The sequence below is a fragment of the Brasilonema octagenarum UFV-OR1 genome (genome assembly GCF_963888615.1).
GTDB classification, from domain to species: Bacteria; Cyanobacteriota; Cyanobacteriia; order Cyanobacteriales; family Nostocaceae; genus Brasilonema; species Brasilonema sennae.
Window position 1 is genome coordinate 1 of sequence record NZ_CAWPKW010000277.1, and the last position, 18,824, is coordinate 18,824.

The 18,824-nt window shown below is 43.5% G+C and carries 17 protein-coding genes and 1 tRNA gene; 14 read left to right on the plus strand and 4 right to left on the minus strand.

Annotated features, from left to right (window positions below; genetic code table 11):
* Positions 1-544 precede the first annotated feature (544 nt).
* Positions 545-2,125, plus strand: a complete 1,581-nt coding sequence (locus AC5590_RS23550) for a reverse transcriptase domain-containing protein (RefSeq protein WP_169265820.1) — start codon at positions 545-547, stop codon at positions 2,123-2,125.
* A gap of 294 nt (positions 2,126-2,419) precedes the next feature.
* Positions 2,420-3,388, plus strand: a complete 969-nt coding sequence (gene argC / locus AC5590_RS23555; protein ID WP_169265851.1) for an N-acetyl-gamma-glutamyl-phosphate reductase — start codon at positions 2,420-2,422, stop codon at positions 3,386-3,388.
* Between the two features lie 100 nt (positions 3,389-3,488).
* On the opposite strand, the gene AC5590_RS23560 is transcribed toward argC, so the two are convergent.
* On the minus strand, positions 3,489-4,118 hold the full coding sequence (locus AC5590_RS23560) for a chorismate lyase (RefSeq protein ID WP_169265821.1): 630 nt from the start codon (positions 4,116-4,118) through the stop codon (positions 3,489-3,491).
* A 175-nt stretch (positions 4,119-4,293) separates the two neighbouring features.
* A tRNA-Leu gene (locus AC5590_RS23565) sits at positions 4,294-4,374 on the minus strand.
* A 517-nt stretch (positions 4,375-4,891) separates the two neighbouring features.
* On the opposite strand from AC5590_RS23565, the gene accC reads away from it, so the two are divergent.
* Entirely contained in the window at positions 4,892-6,244 is a 1,353-nt protein-coding gene (gene accC, locus AC5590_RS23570) for an acetyl-CoA carboxylase biotin carboxylase subunit (RefSeq protein ID WP_169265823.1), read from the plus strand.
* 158 nt (positions 6,245-6,402) lie between these two features.
* Here the strand turns inward: accC and AC5590_RS23575 are convergent, their stop codons facing one another.
* Positions 6,403-6,693, minus strand: a complete 291-nt coding sequence (locus AC5590_RS23575; RefSeq protein ID WP_169265824.1) for a YggT family protein — start codon at positions 6,691-6,693, stop codon at positions 6,403-6,405.
* A 194-nt stretch (positions 6,694-6,887) separates the two neighbouring features.
* Here AC5590_RS23575 and psbX point away from each other — a divergent pair, with 194 nt between their 5' ends.
* The 4 genes from psbX (at position 6,888) to AC5590_RS23595 (ending at position 9,410) form a co-directional block, all read left to right on the plus strand.
* The gene (psbX, locus tag AC5590_RS23580; RefSeq protein WP_169265825.1) at positions 6,888-7,007 is read left to right on the plus strand and encodes a photosystem II reaction center X protein; all 120 of its coding nucleotides are present in this window, start codon (positions 6,888-6,890) and stop codon (positions 7,005-7,007) included.
* A gap of 293 nt (positions 7,008-7,300) precedes the next feature.
* The gene (locus AC5590_RS23585; protein ID WP_169265826.1) at positions 7,301-8,224 is read left to right on the plus strand and encodes a Ycf66 family protein; all 924 of its coding nucleotides are present in this window, start codon (positions 7,301-7,303) and stop codon (positions 8,222-8,224) included.
* 53 nt (positions 8,225-8,277) lie between these two features.
* Positions 8,278-8,838, plus strand: a complete 561-nt coding sequence (locus AC5590_RS23590) for a TolB-like translocation protein (RefSeq protein ID WP_169265827.1) — start codon at positions 8,278-8,280, stop codon at positions 8,836-8,838.
* Positions 8,839-8,885: 47 nt separating this feature from the next.
* Positions 8,886-9,410: a TolB family protein gene (locus AC5590_RS23595; protein WP_169265828.1), complete on the plus strand. Its 525-nt coding sequence runs from the start codon at positions 8,886-8,888 to the stop codon at positions 9,408-9,410.
* A gap of 77 nt (positions 9,411-9,487) precedes the next feature.
* Here the strand turns inward: AC5590_RS23595 and AC5590_RS23600 are convergent, their stop codons facing one another.
* The gene (locus AC5590_RS23600; protein WP_211178496.1) at positions 9,488-10,507 is read right to left on the minus strand and encodes a succinate dehydrogenase/fumarate reductase iron-sulfur subunit; all 1,020 of its coding nucleotides are present in this window, start codon (positions 10,505-10,507) and stop codon (positions 9,488-9,490) included.
* A 1,368-nt stretch (positions 10,508-11,875) separates the two neighbouring features.
* Between AC5590_RS23600 and AC5590_RS23605 the strand changes: the two genes are divergently transcribed.
* The 7 genes from AC5590_RS23605 to AC5590_RS23635 all read left to right on the plus strand — a co-directional run bounded on the left by AC5590_RS23605 (position 11,876) and on the right by AC5590_RS23635 (position 18,820).
* Positions 11,876-12,337: an AbrB family transcriptional regulator gene (locus AC5590_RS23605; RefSeq protein WP_169265830.1), complete on the plus strand. Its 462-nt coding sequence runs from the start codon at positions 11,876-11,878 to the stop codon at positions 12,335-12,337.
* A gap of 272 nt (positions 12,338-12,609) precedes the next feature.
* Positions 12,610-13,506, plus strand: a complete 897-nt coding sequence (locus AC5590_RS23610; protein ID WP_169265831.1) for a CPBP family intramembrane glutamic endopeptidase — start codon at positions 12,610-12,612, stop codon at positions 13,504-13,506.
* A 173-nt stretch (positions 13,507-13,679) separates the two neighbouring features.
* Complete coding sequence (locus tag AC5590_RS23615; RefSeq protein ID WP_169265832.1) at positions 13,680-14,720, plus strand: caspase family protein; 1,041 nt, start codon at positions 13,680-13,682, stop codon at positions 14,718-14,720.
* Positions 14,721-14,810: 90 nt separating this feature from the next.
* Positions 14,811-15,791 carry a hypothetical protein gene (locus tag AC5590_RS23620; protein ID WP_169265833.1) on the plus strand — a complete coding sequence of 327 codons (981 nt, stop codon included), beginning with the start codon at positions 14,811-14,813 and terminating at the stop codon, positions 15,789-15,791.
* Positions 15,776-16,762 (plus strand): AAA family ATPase, encoded by a 987-nt coding sequence (locus AC5590_RS23625; protein WP_169265834.1) that lies wholly within the window; start codon positions 15,776-15,778, stop codon positions 16,760-16,762. Before AC5590_RS23620 ends, AC5590_RS23625 begins: the two co-directional genes overlap by 16 nt.
* A 2-nt stretch (positions 16,763-16,764) precedes the next feature.
* The gene (locus tag AC5590_RS23630; RefSeq protein ID WP_211178494.1) at positions 16,765-17,886 is read left to right on the plus strand and encodes a hypothetical protein; all 1,122 of its coding nucleotides are present in this window, start codon (positions 16,765-16,767) and stop codon (positions 17,884-17,886) included.
* A 313-nt stretch (positions 17,887-18,199) separates the two neighbouring features.
* Positions 18,200-18,820, plus strand: a complete 621-nt coding sequence (locus tag AC5590_RS23635; protein ID WP_169265852.1) for a hypothetical protein — start codon at positions 18,200-18,202, stop codon at positions 18,818-18,820.
* Positions 18,821-18,824: the final 4 nt, after the last annotated feature.

Here is an 18,824-nt window from a genome sequence, read left to right on the forward strand (position 1 = left end):
GTACTTGTGCGATTCGTTACATGCTGAATCACGGTATTCAGCCCGTAAATAAGCATGTCAACCAGAAATGGTTGAACTTCGGACAAGATGAAGGTGAAAACCCTTCCCCTCAAACTCAGAGGTGACTCCTTATCTGCCCACACCGAGCGGACTCGGAATTCCGCAGAGTGAAGCTGGGAACAGGGCGCAACCAGACGGTTGTTATGAATCGACACTGGCGCTAACAGGGAGTGCGCAAGATGAAATAGAACCTAGAAAAACGACCCAGATTGGAGCAAGGCATAACATAAAAACCTTGACTTCGTTAGAGCAAAAATCCCGCCGATGATAAGTACGCAAGCGGCAAGAGTAAGGGGTTCTAACGGTTGGATTGGTTACATCTGACGGCACATATATCTTGACTGAGGAACGAATAAAAACGAGCTAAGAGTCCTGGGAGGTCGAACCCAAGGTAGGTATGACGAGATACGGAACTCTCTTAGCACGGGTAGGATTCAGCGTAATTGCTGAAAGGTGTTCAGAAAATAACCAAAAGGAGTAGAGTATGGTTAGGCACAGTCATGAGATTAGTGAATCATGGAAGAATCTGCCCTGGAAGAAATTTCGGAAAGATTTATTCCGCCTACAAGTTAGGTTATTTAAAGCAGTTAAAGCAGGAGACAAGCGAAAAACGCGGTCACTCCAAAAACTGATTCTGAAATCTCAAGCTGCAAGGTTCCTGGCTATTCGTCAAGTAACTCAGCTAAATGCCGGAAAAAAGACTGCGGGTATTGATGGCAAAGCGTCCCTCAATTTTGAAGAACGTTTTGCACTTGAGGAAAAACTCAAGACTAATTACATCAATTGGCATCATAACAAATTACGCGAAATTCCGATTCCAAAAAAGGACGGAAAAACTCGAATTCTCAAAGTCCCAACTATTGCAGACAGAGCTTGGCAATGCCTAGCAAAATATGCACTAGAACCAGCACACGAAGCAACATTCCACGCGAGAAGTTACGGATTCAGACCAGGCAGAAGTGCACACGATGCACAAAAACAACTGGCAAACAATCTAAACTCATCCTCAAATGGAATCAATAAACGAGTCATAGAACTTGATATTGAGAAATGTTTCGACAGGATAAGCCATACGACTATCATGGAAAACCTGATAGCACCAAAAGGGTTGAAAATCGGTATCTTCCGATGCCTAAAGGCAGGAATACACCCCGAATTTCCCGAACAAGGAACTCCCCAAGGTGGTGTAGTAAGTCCCTTATTAGCCAATATTGCGCTAAACGGAATCGAAAGTATCCATAGATATCATGAAATAGCAGGTAGAAGGATAACTCCAAATACCCCTACAAAATATATCATCGAACCATCAGTCAGATACGCTGACGATATGGTAATAATACTTAGACCCGAAGACAACGCAAGAGAAATACTTGAAAGAATAAATCAATTCCTTGCAGACAGAGGAATGAATATCAGTGAAAAGAAGACCAAGATAACCGCCTCGACAGATGGGTTTGATTTTCTAGGCTGGAAATTCAAAGTACAGAAGAACGGAAAATTTAGAAGCATCCCTTCAGCGGACAATTTTAAAGCATTTCGTAAGAAAGTCAAAAACATCGTCAACTGCCCTAACTATGGTTCTAAGGAAAAAGCCGAAAAGCTCGCTCCTTTAGTTAGAGGATGGAGAAATTACCACCGCTTCTGCAAAATGAATGGGTCACGAAATTCATTGTGGCACATCAACAACAGAACATTCACGGTATTTAATAAGGAAACCAAGAATGACCGCTACTCAAGCAAAGAGCTTGTAGACAAGGCATTCCCAGCGGTTCCTTACTCCGAAAACAGTCATGTCATGGTCATAGGAAATAAATCACCATTTGACGGAGACATACCATACTGGAGCAAGCGCAACAGCAAGCTCTACGATGGGCACACCTCTAAAGCCCTGAAACGGCAGAATCATTCATGTGGAATATGTGGAATGAAGATGATATCTTCAGATACAGTCCATCTACATCACGTAGACGGAAATCATCAGAATTGGAAACCCAAGAACTGCATAGCAGTCCATCGAGAATGCCACCAATACCACCACATGAGCAAAAGGGAACAACAACCCTAAGAACATCTGGGAGCCGTATGCACGGAAACGGGCACGTACGGTTCTGTAGGAGAGGTGCTCCGGATAATACCGGACATCGACTCTAACATGGACACGCTGATCAAACGGAAAATAGCCATGTCTAAGTACTCAATTTGACCAGAAAAAATCCTGATTATTGTGACATCATAATTGCTTGTTGGTAAGATTAACCAAAAGGTTTCCTTTCCTTTATTGATGAGTTGATCCACAACATATTAAGTTAAGTATTGGTGGGACAAAATATCTGTCACGGTTCAGGATGCTGAGCACATGATTACTAAACGTAAGATTTTCATTGATGGGGAATCAGGAACCACGGGCTTACAAATTTATTCGCGCCTCAACCAACGAGACGACATCGAGTTAGTTAATATTGAAGCATCTCGACGCAGGGATTCAGCTGAGCGAGCGAAACTGATCAATGCTGTCGATGTTGCCATTCTTTGTCTACCGGATGATGCAGCCCGCGAAGCTGTTAGCAATGTCCGCAGTGATAAGGTTAAAATTCTCGATGCTAGTACTGCCCATCGAACGGCTGAGGGTTGGGTTTATGGGTTTCCTGAACTGAGTTCGGGACAAAGAGAAAAAATTGCCAGCGCCCAGTTTGTGAGTGTTCCGGGCTGTTATCCCACAGGATTTTTAGCTTGTATCCGTCCGTTGATAGCCAAGGGACTCCTCCCTAGTCACTTTCCCATTACCATTAATGCGGTATCAGGATACTCTGGTGGCGGAAAGAATCTGATCAAAGAATACCACGCTTTCCACGAGCAGCAAGCCGGAGCAACATCGCTCTATCCCTATGGTATCTACAGTACACAGTTTGGGCACAAGCACGTTAAGGAAATGCATAAGTATTCAGGATTAGCATCGCCGCCGCTGTTTGTACCAGCAGTGGGGGATTTTGAGCAGGGGATGCTAGTACAGGTACCCTTACCACTGTGGACTTTGGATCATCCACCGTCTGGTGAGGTTATCCATCAAGTGATCGCCGACTACTACCAAGGCGAAAAATTTGTACAAATCGCTCCATTTGAAGATTCCACTCTTCTGCGAGACGGAAAATTCCTAGACCCGATGGCAATGAATGGCACTAATATTGTTCAAATTTTCGTTTTCGCCAATGATACAACCCACGAAGCGCTCTTAGTTGCTCGCCTCGATAACTTAGGCAAAGGCGCATCAGGAGCAGCTGTACAAAACTTAAACATCATGCTGGGCTTTCCAGAGGATCTGGGACTTTGATGTTGAACAAAGCAGCATAGGGAAGCTAGCACAGATGGATGGAAAATCCTGATTGTGTAGCAAAAAACAAGAAGTTTTTGCTACACAGCAAAATTTGCAACTAAATCTCAGCATTGATTGAACTGAGCTGCGTGGATCCCAAATATTTCGTCAAGTAAGGCGAGAACACCTCGTAAATTAACGTTAAAGGCTGTCCGTGGTGCCAAAACAAGTAGTGGCGACCCCAAAAAGGTCCGGTTTCATCAAAACCTGACTCCAAAGCTTCTGAGTCACCGTAGTAAATCCCTTGCACATCCCGATACAATTCTGTACGCAGACGAGCTAAACTCGCCCAAATCGGTAATGAACGGTTTTGCAAATACTCATCTACGTGAGATGCTTCCCACCATGAAGTAGCATATGCCAATCGTTGACCAGAGGCGGTACGCAGCCACACCTGTCGCCGTAACCGTGGTCCTGGGACAGCTTTAATAAGTTCTGGTGCACCATCTAAGTCCATGCCAATTAATGACATATCGATGACATCTACCTCTGTCGGTTCGCCCGTTAGTAATTGTAGGTGTCTGGTTGGAGAACCATCACCTAAAAGCAGCAATTGCCAAGCTGGTGCTAGCTGAGTGTGGGGCAAACTTTGTTGAATGACCTCTTCGCCACCTTGCCAAGTTGCACTGAGGCGGTGCCATCCAATAGGTAATGTTAAGTTGTTTGTTGGCCTAAAAGTAGCAGTCAAGGTTCTTTACAAAACTTCACTTATTTCTATCAAAGCACAAGTAAAGACTTATTGACGTACTCTCACATTCGTAGCCTGATCGCTAATCAAGTGTGACTGATGAGTGCTAAGTCATTCTTCCATTTACAAAAGTTGACACTTCGGCACCCATAACTTGGCACTAAATAATAAAATATGCGGATGGCGAGACTCGAACTCGCAAGGCAAAGCCACACGCACCTCAAGCGTGCGCGTATACCAATTCCGCCACATCCGCAAGGTTTCCCTGGATATATAGTATAGCACAACAAAAATATTTATCATCAGTAATATCCAAGTAACAAAAAATTAAGTACAAGAATTCACAACTATCAACAGATGGATATACTCGACGGACAGAAAAGTAATGACTTTCCAAGTGATATTAAAGGTATCGCGCGATCAGCTGCTCGGCAATTGGTTCTACCCTCCGGGAACGCCCGTCGCCAGGCTGCGCTTGAAAACGCCACATGCTACCCGAAGGGCACTGTCCTCCCCTACCAAGAGCGCGCTTACTCATCATGAAGCGCACAGTACGCTCTTATTATGCCAAAGTCGGGAAAATGAACTCATACTCGGCAACATCGCTGCTGCTAGTCTAGTTAATACCCGTAGAGGCAAGCAGCGAAATCTTTCCTTATATTTGGAAGGAATTTTGGGAATCTCCAGTCAGAATTTGAAATGAGGCTCTGCGTAATTTCAATTTTGATGGCAGAACAATGTCAATCTACAGGACTGATATCAAAAGCTAAAAGATGAAGTTTGACAAAATATTAATTGCTAATCGAGGAGAAATCGCGCTTCGCATTCTCCGCGCCTGTGAAGAAATGGGGATTGCGACTGTTGCGGTACACTCCACCGTTGACCGTAATGCTCTGCATGTCCAACTTGCTGATGAAGCGGTTTGCATTGGCGAAGCTGCTAGCAGTAAAAGTTATTTGAACATTCCTAACATTATTGCAGCGGCATTGATACGGAATGCCAGCGCTATTCACCCTGGTTATGGTTTTTTAGCAGAAAATGCTCGGTTTGCAGAAATATGTGCTGACCATCATATTGCTTTCATTGGTCCATCTGCGGAAGCTATCCGGCTGATGGGGGATAAATCCACCGCGAAAGAGACCATGCTAAAAGCTGGAGTACCCACAGTACCAGGTAGTGATGGGTTGATAGAGTCGGAGGAAGAAGGTTTGGCGATCGCCAGAAAAATTGGCTACCCAGTGATGATTAAAGCCACAGCAGGCGGTGGCGGACGGGGTATGCGCTTGGTACATTCTGAAAGCGAATTTGTCAAGTCTTTCCAAGCAGCCCAAGGCGAAGCCGGAGCTGCATTTGGCAATTCCGGAGTATATCTGGAAAAATTTATTGAGCGTCCCCGTCATATTGAATTTCAAATCTTGGCTGATAACTATGGTAATGTCATCCACTTAGGTGAACGGGATTGCTCAATTCAACGCCGTAACCAGAAGCTTTTAGAAGAAGCCCCCAGTCCAGCTCTAGATCCAGATTTACGAGAGAAAATGGGACAAGCTGCCGTCAAAGCTGCTCAGTTTATCAACTACAGTGGGGCAGGTACGATTGAGTTTCTCTTAGATAAATCCGGCAAATTCTACTTTATGGAAATGAACACCCGGATTCAAGTTGAGCATCCTGTCACGGAGATGATTACTGGGATAGATTTGGTTGTTGAACAAATCCGTGTTGCTCAAGGGGTAAGACTCCAGTTGACACAAGACCAAGTTATTTTACGGGGTCATGCGATCGAATGTCGTATTAATGCCGAAGATCCTGAGCATGACTTTCGTCCCTCCCCCGGACGTATCAGTGGTTATCTCCCCCCAGGAGGTCCAGGAGTTAGAATAGATTCCCATGTTTACACTGATTACCAAATTCCTCCTTACTACGACTCCCTCATTGGCAAGTTAATAGTTTGGGGAGCAGACCGTCCCACTGCTATTAACCGTATGAAACGAGCACTGCGAGAATGTGCCATCACGGGATTACCCACTACGATTGGGTTTCATCAGAAAATCATGGAACACCCACAGTTTTTGCAGGGGCAAGTCTACACGAGTTTCGTACAGGAGATGAAAACGTTAGTGCAGTAGTATTTGTGACCAAAGCTAAGGGTGTAGGGGGGTAAGGGTGTAGGGGAATAAGAGAATAAGAGAATAAGAGAATAAGAGAAAAATGCATTTTCTCTATCTCAAGCGTAAATGCATTTCCTCTATACGCCTATACCTTTACACCCCTACACCCCTTGTTACTAAGCACGAGACAGCATGGTCAGCAGTCCTTGCTGACCGAGAAGAATTTCCCGTAAAAGACTGAAGATACCAACCCAAATAATTGGGGTTATGTCCACCCCACCCACAGGTGCCACAATCTTTCGTAACGGTATTAGAAAAGGTTCAGTAGGCCAAGCGACCAGATTAAAAGGCAAACGATTCAAATCAGCTTGGGGATACCAAGTCAGAATAATCCGGAAAATAAACAAAAATGTCATCAGTCCTAATATTGGACCGAGAATCCAAATGGCAAGGTCAGCACCAGTCATGATTTAAGCTTGACTTTTTTTGAATAAAGGGAAAGAACTGAATCAGCAGATTTTAAGGTTTGTAAAGCCTTTCTCTAATTTTAACCAAAGGCTGTTAAACAACTTGAATCATTTATCTTTGGGATAACTGGCTTCTCAACGGTCTACTAGACCATTAGAATTGTTATAAAGTATGTAAAAAAAGGTTGAAATCTATGACGCCATCTTTAGCAAATTTCCTTTGGAGTCTGTTTTGGGGTGCATTAATTGTTGTTGTCCCCGCCACAGTAGGATTGCTTTTTGTGAGCCAGAAGGATAAAATCCAGCGTTCATAAGATGTATTGTAGGGGCGTGGCATACCACGCCTCTAGTTTTAAAACTGGTTTTCCGCCAGTTCACTGCTCAATTGGTAACTCTTAGCAATTCATTATAAAAAAATAATTATACTAAGCTTACTGAGTTGACAGACACAGACTTGTTAGCTTTGGGTCATAATGTAGAGACGCATAAGTGTTACTTCGCTTAGCCCGAGTGGCAAATTTACATCCTTAAAGTATATTGTGTCTAATTACAGTAGAGATTTCAATTCTGACTCGCTAACATAGATTTTGATATTAGGTAAACAACGATGCTAATGTTTGGGCTGAACTCAGCCAGTGTTCTGGCTCAAGTCAATTTTGGGGCAAACTCAGCCAGTATCCTAGGAATTTTCTTGGCTGTGGCTGGGGCAGCACTGTATTTTCTCCGCACTGTGCGTCCAGAACTCTCACGTGACCAGGATATCTTTTTTGCTGCTGTGGGCTTACTCTGCGGCTTCATTCTCATATTCCAAGGTTGGCGTCTGGACCCGATTTTACAATTTGGTCAGTTGCTTTTGGCAGGCTCAACTATATTTTTTGCGGTGGAAAGTATTCGCCTGCGCGGTATAGCGACTCAGCAAGCCAAGCGTAACACTCCCATTGTTGATGATGAACGAGAAGTTAGCGACAACTACAGGTATAACAAGAAGTATAAGGCACAGGTAGACGCTGAATTAGAACCACTGCCTTATGATGATGACTACGATGAGCGCCCCGTGCGTGGTCGAATTTCGGGTAGCAGGGATAACCGTTCATCTCGGGATGATTACTACGAAGATGAAACCCCTCGTCGTTTAGAACGTCGCAATGGTAGTGAAAGACCAACATCAAGTGACAAAACTGACAAAACCCGTCGCCGGAGTTCTGGACGTTCTGTACGCCCTTCAGAAAGGATTGAAGATGAACAGTGGGGTGGTTCCGATAGAGTAGTTGATGAGTGGGGTAGCTCGACTACTGAAGAAAGACGACCTTCGCGTCGTGGTAGTAATGGAACAGTACGTCCAGAAAGTCGTGATCAGGATGTTCCTGCAAGACCGAGAAAACGGCGATCGCCCAGTGAATCCGCTCCTCAAAGGGGACGTGAAGATGATGATGTCATTTCTAGTGAGTATGTAGAATACAAACCATTAGACCGTCCTGAGCGTTCGGATCAAGATCGAGATAGCTCATCCAAATTTGATGATGATCTATAAATCTATAAATAAGATTAGGTGAAAGACGCGAAAGCGTAACGAAAAAAGTTGAGGTGAGGAAAATTACACCTAGTTTTTGGCTCCAAAGGCAAATTCCTTGGGGTCTAAGTTTTGCATTGGTAAGTTTGCTTGTATCTTGTAGTTATAGCGATATCCCTCTTGGACCGACTTCCCTCAACAGCCGTTACACGGAACAGCAACCTGCGTTGAGTGGAAATGGTCGTTTTTTAGCATTAGTCTCTAATCGCAATGGTAGTCACCAACTGCTGGTGTATGACTTGGATCAGCAACAGTTTATTCAAACACCGCGCTTAAACCAACCGGAAACAATTGTCGAAAGTCCTAGCCTCAGCTACACCGGACGTTACATTGCTTATATGACCAGTGACCAAGGTAGACCAGTGGTGGCGCTTTATGATCGCGCTACGCAACAGTCGCAAATTCTTACCCCAACCTATCGTGGCTGGATCAGAAATCCAAGTATCAGCCCAAATGGGCGTTATGTTGTCTTTGAAAGTGCTAGCCGTGGTCAGTGGGATATTGAAGTTTTAGATCGCGGACCGGATGTTGAGTTAGATATAGACAATGGCGCATCGGTGGGTGCACCTCCATAAGGGGGATGGTGTAAAAGTCTAAAGTCTTCGACTCATGACTCATGACTATGAAACATTCTATTTTTCTACCTATATTTGTTACAGCTAGTTTGTTAAGTGGCTGTGTTGGTTACCCACGCATAGTGAACTATCCTTACGATCCAGGCGGAGTAAGTCTTAATAGTTCTGCTTCGGAATTAGATCCCCAAATCTCAAGAAGATATATCGTTTTTGCGAGTGACCGAGGGGGTAGACAAGATATTTATATGTTTGACAGAGTTACTGGTAGTTTGGTAGATTTGCCCGGTCTAAATTCCTTTGATACTGTCGCTTCTCATCCTGGTGTTTCTGAAAGTGGTCGTTATATCGTGTTTGCAGGTAGTAGACAGGGCCGCTCAGCTATTTTTCTGTATGATAGAGAAACACGTCAATTAAGAAATTTGACTGCCAACCTGCAAGCAGAAGTTCGTCATCCAACAATGAGTGCTGATGGTAATAGGATTGCTTTTGAGTCTAGTGTGAATGGGCAATGGGATATTTTAGTTTATAACCGTTCCGGACAACCGCTGAATATACCTCAAGATCCACGTTAAGAGATATGAGGAGTATGAGGAGGGAAAGAGGGAAGCAGGGAAGGCATTTTCCCTCCCTCACTCACTCTCTCACTTCCTCACTCCCTCACTCCCTGTAATTTCTTCTCTTCTTGCTTGACGGCTTCAATCAGCGATCGCACTTGTTGAGTTCCTTCGGAAGGTTCAAACGAAAGAGGAAACTTACCTCGGGCTATCATTCGCAATCCAAGGGGAGCAAGACTGAGCAACCCTTTGAGGTCTTTAAAGTAGTTCCCGACGACTTGTAAACCAAATTGACGCTCATCAATCCACCCGCCTTCTTTAACTAAGTCTATCAATACTTTACGATGACGAATTGAACGGCTGTCGCTTGCTTGTTTGCGATCAAGAATTTCCTGCTTGATTTTTGTGATTTGGTCTAATGGGGCGACTTCCATTGGACATACGGAATTACAGTAAAAACAACGGGTGCAACCCCAAACTCCTTTAGTTCCTTCGTTATATTCTTCTAAACGACTTTCGGTTTTGTGATCACGAGAGTCTGCCACCATGCGGTAAGCTTTAGCCAGTGCGTGGGGGCCAACAAAATTTGGGTCAACTTCACGAGCATTGCATTCAGAATAGCAAGCTCCACACATGATACAATTACCAGTTTCATCAAGCCGTGATCGCTCTTGCGGTGTTTGTAAAAACTCTCTTTCTGGAATGTTACGTCCCGCTGTACTCACATAAGGAGCAACCGCCTCAAGGTTGTTCCAAAAACTGCTCATATCTACCACTAAATCTTTGATCACAGGCATATTGCCTAGTGGTGCGATGATGATTTCTGGAATGCCATTTGTATGACTTCCTGTTATAACAGTTTGTTCCAATTTGGCAATTTCACTACCAACATTTTCCTTACAAGCCAAAGCCGAACGCCCATTGATTCGCATTGCGCAGCTACCACAAATCGTGTTGCGACAATTTTTGCGAAATGCCAATGTCCCATCTTGCTCCCACTTAATAAGATTGAGACAATCTAGGATTGTATTCCCCCCTTCAACATCCAAATGGTAATTCTGCACTATCGGGGAGGAATTTTGTTGTTGCCGTATGATCTTAAAAATAACTTCCATGACCACCAACCAAAGTTTTGAAATTGCTATACCCATCTTTGGGAATAATTTCCACTATGGAGTAGCTCACCAATAAGTGAGCTATACTCTTGTTGCCCTTAATTAAAAGCTACCTGTTAATAGGCTGATGATTAAAGAGGTACTCATTATAGTTTAAGGATAATTATCAAAATTTTAGTTGTATTACTACCCAATGGGTTTAACACCAGATGTGTCAATAGCCAGATTACCAGAAAAATGCTCACTGCTTGACAATTAATTTATATCTTTCGGCGTTGGAGGAAGGAGAGTAAAATACAGCGACACTGTTCTTGAGACTTTAGTTCATTGTAAGCTGCGAAAATTTCCAAATTTAATGCTCCTTGGATTCTAACTATATCTTGATGTCAAGACGAGTTAAACAAGCCCTGAGTTAAAAAATCGCTCAATTGGTCGTGAAGCTGTATTTTTTGGTTATATAGAATTGTTAAAGCTCTTAATGAACATCTTGACCTCTTGATCAAGAAACTCGCTTGTTCTCACTCATCTCGTTAAAACGGCTTGTCAAAATTAAATGAATTTTTATAAAACCCGACCACCAATACTCACCCCAACCATAAAAATTTCGATAAAAGTGTATCAGCAAGTTGATTTAAAAGTGAAACACCTATTTTGCTATTATTAAATCATGCTACTATTTAATATAAAATTATGAGGCAACAAAACCAGTATTAATCGCCGTGTAAGTGCGACTGTTACTGCTTTGTTTCTTTGTAATAAAGTGGAGGCAAGAAATTTATGGTCTCTACTAGCAGGGTTAAAGGTTGTATGTTGCTGCAACCTTAAGAAAATACTATGCTGTCAATTATGTTTCTTGAGTAGAAATGGGTAAAACCCTACGACTCAAGGTCAATTAAGACAGAGTAAGGAAAGTAAAAAGCCTGCAATTTATTGGGTCTACGACTTGTTTGGTCGTGGTAGAACACAACGGCGAAACGGCGAGAAATCGGGATGAAAATCCTCACCCGGACACTTTGCACCCCCCTTGGGAACCCCTAAGGGCGCAGTGTCATCGCTTTTTGTCTCCCCAATTTGTAGTTGTTCAAAGTTGCTCCACTTTAGTAGTGCCAAAAAAGAGAATTATTTCGTTTCAGATGGCAAATGATGGTTAGAAATGGCGTAAAATTACGAAAATTAATGCCTGTGACAACTACAACCATCTTCTGTTGTGGTCAATCGTAACAGATACTCTTGTGGCTCACCCTATATGGAGGAATAACCCCTCTGGTATTAGGTCTGAAGCAACTTTGTGCAGATGTCAAAAAGCCAAGTACTGGCAGAAGATGATTTGTTTATTTGTTTGGAGAGAGTGAGGATATTTGAAGCATAATGACTGAAACCGCAACTGCACCATTAACTGGGAAAACACTGCTAGCTAAAGTGAAAGAACTTTCTACCTTACCACGGCGAGAAAGAGCTAAGCAGTGTGGTTATTACACCGTTACAAAAAATAACCAAGTTCGTGTCAATCTCACCGACTTTTATGATGCTTTGCTCTCGGCTAGGGGAATTCCCTTAAGTCCAGAAGCACCAAAAGATGGTCGTGGGCGTGAACCTACTTACAGGGTTAGTGTCCATCAAAACGGTCAGATTGTGATTGGTGCAACTTATACCAAAGCAATGGGTTTAAAGCCGGGTGATGAGTTTGAAATTAAGCTGGGTTACAAGCATATTCACTTAATTCAAGTTGATAGTGATAAAAAGATACTCCAGCATGATGACGAAGAAGTCTATGATGAAGAGCTTGAAGACGAGGAAGATTTTGAAGACGATGACGAAGAGGAGGAATAAACTTTTGTGATCGTAGAGGCAAGTTTAAGGCAAACGCTGGACAACTTGTCTTTACGGCGAAAGTCAAATTTTTAAATTTTTTGAACAAAAAAACGATTAGACTTCTTGGATGCATGATTCATTTTAGTAAAAGGTTTGGTCAATAAAAAGAAGAGCGATTAGATGAGCAATACTTGAGGTAGTGAGAAAAGAAGCGCAACCTAGCTATTCCTGCTTGAAAGCTGCTCCAAATTAATAAAGCTTTTCTCTTACCAAAATAAAATGTTTCTACTATGCAAGAAGTCAACTGTGTTTTTTTACCTACTTTCATATCGTTACCTGAGCCATCAATCAACTTTTTACTGTCATCCTTAAAAGATGCACCAGTATTGTTTGTTGTGATGGCTTTCTTTATTGTTTGGGTGTCCTGCTGGTTACCCATAGCAGCTTTAACAGCGTTTGTCCTCAAATGGCAACCTTCTCAACTTTTGCAACCAGAACAAAAGTTACCTTTAGTAGTGTCTCTCTACTTACTAGCTCCGTTGATTTTGTGGGTAACTAGTTGGTTAACCGATACACCTTTCTCAGATTACGGCTTGATTGGAAATGTTTCAACTTTATATTCTTTGGTGGTAGGTTTAGCTTTAGGAATATTTAGTATAACATTAGTTTTTTTATGGCAATCGTGGCTAGGATGGTGCTCTTTTCAATGGTCAAATATTAAGCTTGTGCGACCTATCTTACTACCTATTTTGTTAGTGGCGTTATTTGTAGGTGGTATTGAGGAGCTAATTTTTCGTGGGTTTGTGTTTACTGAACTAGAGAAGGGTGGTTCTGTTTGGGTAGCAGCGCTCATTTCTAGCTCGATTTTTGCTTTGCTACACTTGGTTTGGGAGCAAAAAGAAACCATCCCACAGTTACCTGGACTCTGGTTTATGGGGATGGTGTTGGTACTAGCACGGTTTGTGGATGGGGGGAGTATAGGCTTAGCTTGGGGATTGCATACTGGATGGATATGGGCGATCGCCACAGTAGACACAGCCGCACTCATTGATTACACAGGTAACGCCTCAGACTGGGTGACAGGTAAGAATAAAAAACCCCTTGCTGGTGTAGCGGGTGTTGTTTGTTTACTCCTGACTGGAGGAGTTCTTTGGTTATTTTCTCGCTATTTTGATTTTGTGCATTGACGCTCTCGGCGTAAAAAATCAGTAGTGACAGCGTAAGGTAAACAACTGAGAGTATCTTTGTTCTCAATTGTTGCTGAAAAAAATCTGGGATGCTTTGACTTCAGTTGGTAGATTAGTATACTCCCCTCAAAAGGGAGTCACCAAGCACTGTCAATAAGTCAAGAGGATAAGGCGTGACAAATCTAACTTTTGCTAATGGTTATGCATTACTCATCGGTGTTGGTGCTGATTTAGGCATTACTGTTAAAGATGCTACAGCCCTACGAGATGTTTTGGTTAACCCCAATCAAGCCGCTTATCCACCAAACCAAGTCAACCTGCTCACTGAGACTTCTGCAACTCGGCAACATATTCTCAAGGCTTTTGACCAGCTTATCGCACAAGTGAACCAAAATGTGGATGCGAGTGTCATTATTTACTACTCTGGTCATGGTGGACGGATTAAGCGTACAAATGAATACTTTTTAGTGCCTTATGGCTATGATCCCAGTCAACGTGGAGACACTGCCATATCAGGATTGGAGTTTACCCAAAAAATAGAGGCGATTAAAGCACGTAAGCTCGTCGTTTTGCTAGATTGCTGTCATGCAGGAGGTGTTCCTGCTCTTAAAGAAGCAGGAGAAACTTTTGTCAAGTCACCTGTACCACCTGATTTGTTAGATATTCTGGGAACAGGAAGTGGTCGAGTTGTCGTCGCTTCATCGCGAGAAGATGAATATTCTTATACCGGTCAGCCATACAGTGCTTTTACAGATTGCTTGTTAGAAGCTTTACAAGGCAAAGCCGCCGTGAATAAAGATGGCTATGCTCGTATTCTTGACGTTATGATTTATTTGTTCGACCAAGTACCTAAGCGGGCTTCCGGACCACAGCATCCATTCGTGAACAAAGTGCTTGATTTGGGTGATAATTTTCCACTTTGCTACTACGCAGGTGGAAGTAAATTTTTACCTGGGGAAACACCAGTGGCTGAAGTTAACTCAACTACCAGTAGTTTGAGGGCTGGACAAAAGCGACGATTAGCGCAGAAACAAGACACACTACAGGCAGAATGGGATCTCCGTAGTGAAAAGGTGAAGCGAATGCGGGATGCTTTGGCTATTGAGACTGGTACGGCTGTTAAGTTTCAATTAGAAAAGCAGCTTTTGGATGAAGAGGCTCAACTAGCGCGTCTTGGTGATGAGTTGGATGAGATGGAACAGGCGTTGCAGTAATTTTAGAAGGCTGGAGCTAAGTTAAAGATGTCGTTTGTCAAAACTATAACAAGTAAAAATATTGTGTATAAAGTCTAATATTTTATATTAATGTCCTCAGTTCGGCACTTACAGCAAAGACGGAAAGAACTTCAGCAACAGTACGAACTGCTATGCCTGAAAATAAAGCGCTTGCGAACTGATTGTGCTATCCAAGCTGGTGCTTCAGTGGCTTTTCAGCTAGAAAAAGAAATTGAGCGGTTTGAGGTGGAACGCGATCGCCTCCATAAGCAGATTTCAACTATTGAAAGGTCTTTAGACAATGAGCGAATACATAGCGAACTGTTTCGCCTAAATTATGTCAAGGAGGTGCGGCTGTTCCGAGAATTTATTGAAGAAAAACGAATAGGAGCTTTTTTGGTTCATGGCTCACCGGAATACGGTCAAATCTTTCTGCTGAAGCGCTTGTTACACGCAATTCCAGACAGTACCATAACTGTGCCAATCCAGTTTCACCTCCGCCGTAGGGCTTTGAGAACAGATATTGCTGCTTTGTGGCGAGAACTGGGGCGTCAAATGGGAGTACAAAACTTTTCATCCCATGAGGAGATTGCTAAGAATGCGATCGCTCAGTTGCAAACCCAGCACGTCATCCTGGTTTTTCATGACTTTGACTGCATTGACGAAGACTATCTACATGAACTGATGCGCGACTTCTGGCTACCGTTGGTAAACTCAGTTCAACAGACAATCTACCCAACTAACGAGTTTTTTCTCCTCATGTTTTTAGTTGATCATGAGGGTTGTGTCAGCAACTGGAAAATCCAATTTGCAAACCAGCTCGATCAGGTTTGGGAACCCTGTATCCCTATTAGGTTACCAATCATAGATCCTCTATCTGAGCGAGTATTAACTAATTGGATGGAAAATGCAATTGATGCATTGCCAACCAAGGTCACTAAAAAAATTGACTATACAGTTCAGGTCATTTTGGAAAAGAGTGAAGGGGTTCCAGAGCGTGTGTTTGCCGAAATTTTTGATTTGTGTGACTGTAAGTGGCAGGAGGAAGAAGTTAGGTGGCTAGAGCTTTAGACGGAAAGCGGCTGAAATACACAGGCAAGGTGCAGCCCAAGCCAGAAGAACAAGACCCGCAGACGGGGCAATTGCTGTATCCCTACCTGCCGAGTGAAAAGTTGGTAGAAGCAGTTAATTTGGCTATAACCCTTGAACGACCCTTATTGCTGAAAGGAGAACCAGGGTGTGGTAAGACAAAATTAGCTCGTGCGGTGGCTTACGAACTGGGTTTGCCGTATGAAGCTTGGTACGTCAAATCTACCAGTCGGGCACGAGATGGGCTGTACACCTATGATGCGGTTGGAAGGTTGCGGGATGCTCAACTTGCTGCGTCGGGAATTGATGATGAAGCCGCAGTCCGGGCGAAAAATGTGGATGCTTACGTAGAGTGGGGACCGTTAGGGCGTGCTTTTCGCAGTGACTTGCGCACAGTGGTGCTGATTGATGAAATTGATAAGGCTGATATTGACTTTCCCAATGACTTGCTGCTGGAACTTGATGAGAAACGGTTTGAGGTGGCAGAAGTAAAACAGACTAGTTCCATTAAGAAAATTCAAGCGAAGGTGACGCCTATTGTCTTTATTACCAGTAACGATGAGAAAGACTTACCAGATGCCTTTCTGCGCCGTTGTTTATTTCACTATGTCAAATTTCCGGAGCGTCAGCAGTTAATTGAGATTGTCAAAGCACACTTCCCAGTTTCACCTTTAAAAGTAGTAGACACAATTATTGACCGCTTTGTTGAACTGCGGGAAGAGATGCGGCGGGATAAGGGTGAGGCTGGCAAAAAGGTAAGCACCAGCGAACTGATGGACTGGGTGCGGATTCTGCGGCATCATGAAGATGACGAAATCCTTGCCAAGTTAAAGACGGAACTGTTGTATCCGGGGGTGTTGCTCAAGAGTTGGGATGATTATCGGCGATATGGAGAACAGGGTTTATCGCCTCAAGAGGACGACTCCTCCGCGCCATCGTCATCAAGAATATGAACATGGAAACTCTCCAGGCAGAACTACCACTACTTGACCTCTTCACTCGGCTGCGAGAAGCTGGCTTACCTTTAGGTATTAATGAGTACCATCTTATTTTGCGTGCGTTACAAGAAGGCTTTGGCACGGCTGACCATGAGGCTTTGGCGGAGCTGTGCCGTACCTTGTGGGTGAAATCTCAGGATGAGGAACACCTGTTTAACTACCACTTTCAGCAGCTATTCGCCAAATCAACCAGTACTGCCCCAGTTTCATCTCCTGAAAAACCAGTTGTACCAGACTCAACCACTGTTGATTCGGATACTGCCCCCACGTCTGAACTTGACACAACTACTCCAGCTTCCGTACCTGTCTCATCGGAATTAATGCAGGTAGAAGATGAAATTAAAGTCGCAGAGGCGGTACAGATTACTACTCAACGAGATGAGGATATTACTGTTAATCGCTTCACACAAACAGATGAGTATTTCCCAGTCACTCGACGGCAGATGAAACAAAGCTGGCGACATCTCAGGCGTTTTGTGCGGGAAGGTTTGCCTACAGAATTAGATGTGGAAGCAACTATCGAGCGAGTTGTACAGCAAGGGGTGTTGCTAGAGCCTGTTTTGCTTCCCCGTCGGGTAAATCGAACTGAGTTGCTGTTGCTGATTGATCACAAGGGATCAATGGTACCGTTTCACGCCCTATCTCAGCGGTTGGCGGAAACTGCCCAGCGGGGAGGACGCTTAGGAGGGGCTGGTACTTACTACTTTCACAATTGTCCTACTCGGTATCTTTACCAAGACTCGGCACGCGAGAAAGCTGAATCTGTGGCAGATGTTTTGGCTCAGCTACGCCCAGAACGTTCCACTGTATTAATTTTTAGTGATGCAGGGGCAGCACGGGGCGGCTTTAGCATAGAACGCCTGGAATTGACCCAAAAATTTCTCGACCAGCTTAAACAACGTGTGCGTTATGTTGCATGGCTCAACCCAATGGCAAAAGAACGTTGGTTTGGGACAACAGCAGGTGAAATCGCCCGTTTGGTGCCAATGTTTGAGTTTAGCCGTCAGGGCTTGGATGGGGCAATTGATGTGTTGCGGGGGCGGGGAAGCTATGCACAATTAGAATATGGGCTGTTTTAGTAACAGCCTTGGACTAAAGTTTGAGTATAAAGTTTGAGTTCACAGCTAAAGTCAGTTTCAACTGATATGTTGCACCAGCTTGCAAGACTCGTCCGCCAAGGGTTAGAAACCCCTGGCTTATAGCCTAAGTCCTCTTAAGAGGACTAAACGCTTACTTACCAAAATTTTCAGTCCATTTTAATGGACTTGAGCTAAAAGCCTGTGAACTTCAGTTCTGGGCGGGTGAGGAAGCTAGTTGAGAAATCGCCCACAGTAAAAGAATGAAAGTAGACTTTTAGAGACAGATGTCAGTTGAAACTGACTAAAAATGCACATGCCATACAGTGATTTTACTCTTGCTAAAGCTAAAAATACATTGAGCTTAACTCTGGACGAAACTCGCAATTTGTTTCGGAATGTACTAGGAGTGCAGCCATCTGACTTGCTGACACGCTTGCTAGATGAAAACTTACCTTTAGCAACAGCTATCAACAGTGAAAAAGCCCGTTCCGAGTTCCTTATTGCTCCCATCCTGTCTGAAGTCAGACGACAGCAGGATTATCGAATTAGCTTATTTTCTGGCACGGAGTTTAATGTTGAACCAGCGCAAGGACTCTCAGGCTTTTGTGACTTTATCCTGAGTGCGTCTGGTGAGCAGTACTTTATCAGTGCTCCAGTAGTCACAGTGGTTGAGGCAAAAAATGAGAATATTATTGCAGGGCTAGGGCAATGCGCTGCCACAATGCTTGCTGCTCAGATTTTTAATCAAAGAGCAGGAAATGATGTTGAAGTTATCTATGGAGTCGTTACAACTGGAACCAACTGGAAGTTCTTGACTTTAGAACAAAATATTGTCTGTATCGATTCTATTGAATATTACATTAAGGAAGTTGATAAGATTTTAGGAATTTTCTTGCAACCTTTCCAAGGTTCTTTGTCGAAAACTTCAGTTTAGAAAA

Coding starts and splice junctions, on each gene's coding strand:
- AC5590_RS23635 (WP_169265852.1), top strand. CDS start 18,200: ATGCCATACAGTGATTTTACTCTTGCTAAAGCTAAAAATACATTGAGC.
- AC5590_RS23595 (WP_169265828.1), top strand. CDS start 8,886: ATGAAACATTCTATTTTTCTACCTATATTTGTTACAGCTAGTTTGTTA.
- AC5590_RS23610 (WP_169265831.1), top strand. CDS start 12,610: ATGCAAGAAGTCAACTGTGTTTTTTTACCTACTTTCATATCGTTACCT.
- AC5590_RS23605 (WP_169265830.1), top strand. CDS start 11,876: ATGACTGAAACCGCAACTGCACCATTAACTGGGAAAACACTGCTAGCT.
- AC5590_RS23620 (WP_169265833.1), top strand. CDS start 14,811: ATGTCCTCAGTTCGGCACTTACAGCAAAGACGGAAAGAACTTCAGCAA.
- accC (WP_169265823.1), top strand. CDS start 4,892: ATGAAGTTTGACAAAATATTAATTGCTAATCGAGGAGAAATCGCGCTT.
- AC5590_RS23550 (WP_169265820.1), top strand. CDS start 545: ATGGTTAGGCACAGTCATGAGATTAGTGAATCATGGAAGAATCTGCCC.
- AC5590_RS23630 (WP_211178494.1), top strand. CDS start 16,765: ATGGAAACTCTCCAGGCAGAACTACCACTACTTGACCTCTTCACTCGG.
- AC5590_RS23575 (WP_169265824.1), bottom strand. CDS start 6,693: ATGACTGGTGCTGACCTTGCCATTTGGATTCTCGGTCCAATATTAGGA.
- psbX (WP_169265825.1), top strand. CDS start 6,888: ATGACGCCATCTTTAGCAAATTTCCTTTGGAGTCTGTTTTGGGGTGCA.
- AC5590_RS23600 (WP_211178496.1), bottom strand. CDS start 10,507: ATGGAAGTTATTTTTAAGATCATACGGCAACAACAAAATTCCTCCCCG.
- AC5590_RS23585 (WP_169265826.1), top strand. CDS start 7,301: ATGCTAATGTTTGGGCTGAACTCAGCCAGTGTTCTGGCTCAAGTCAAT.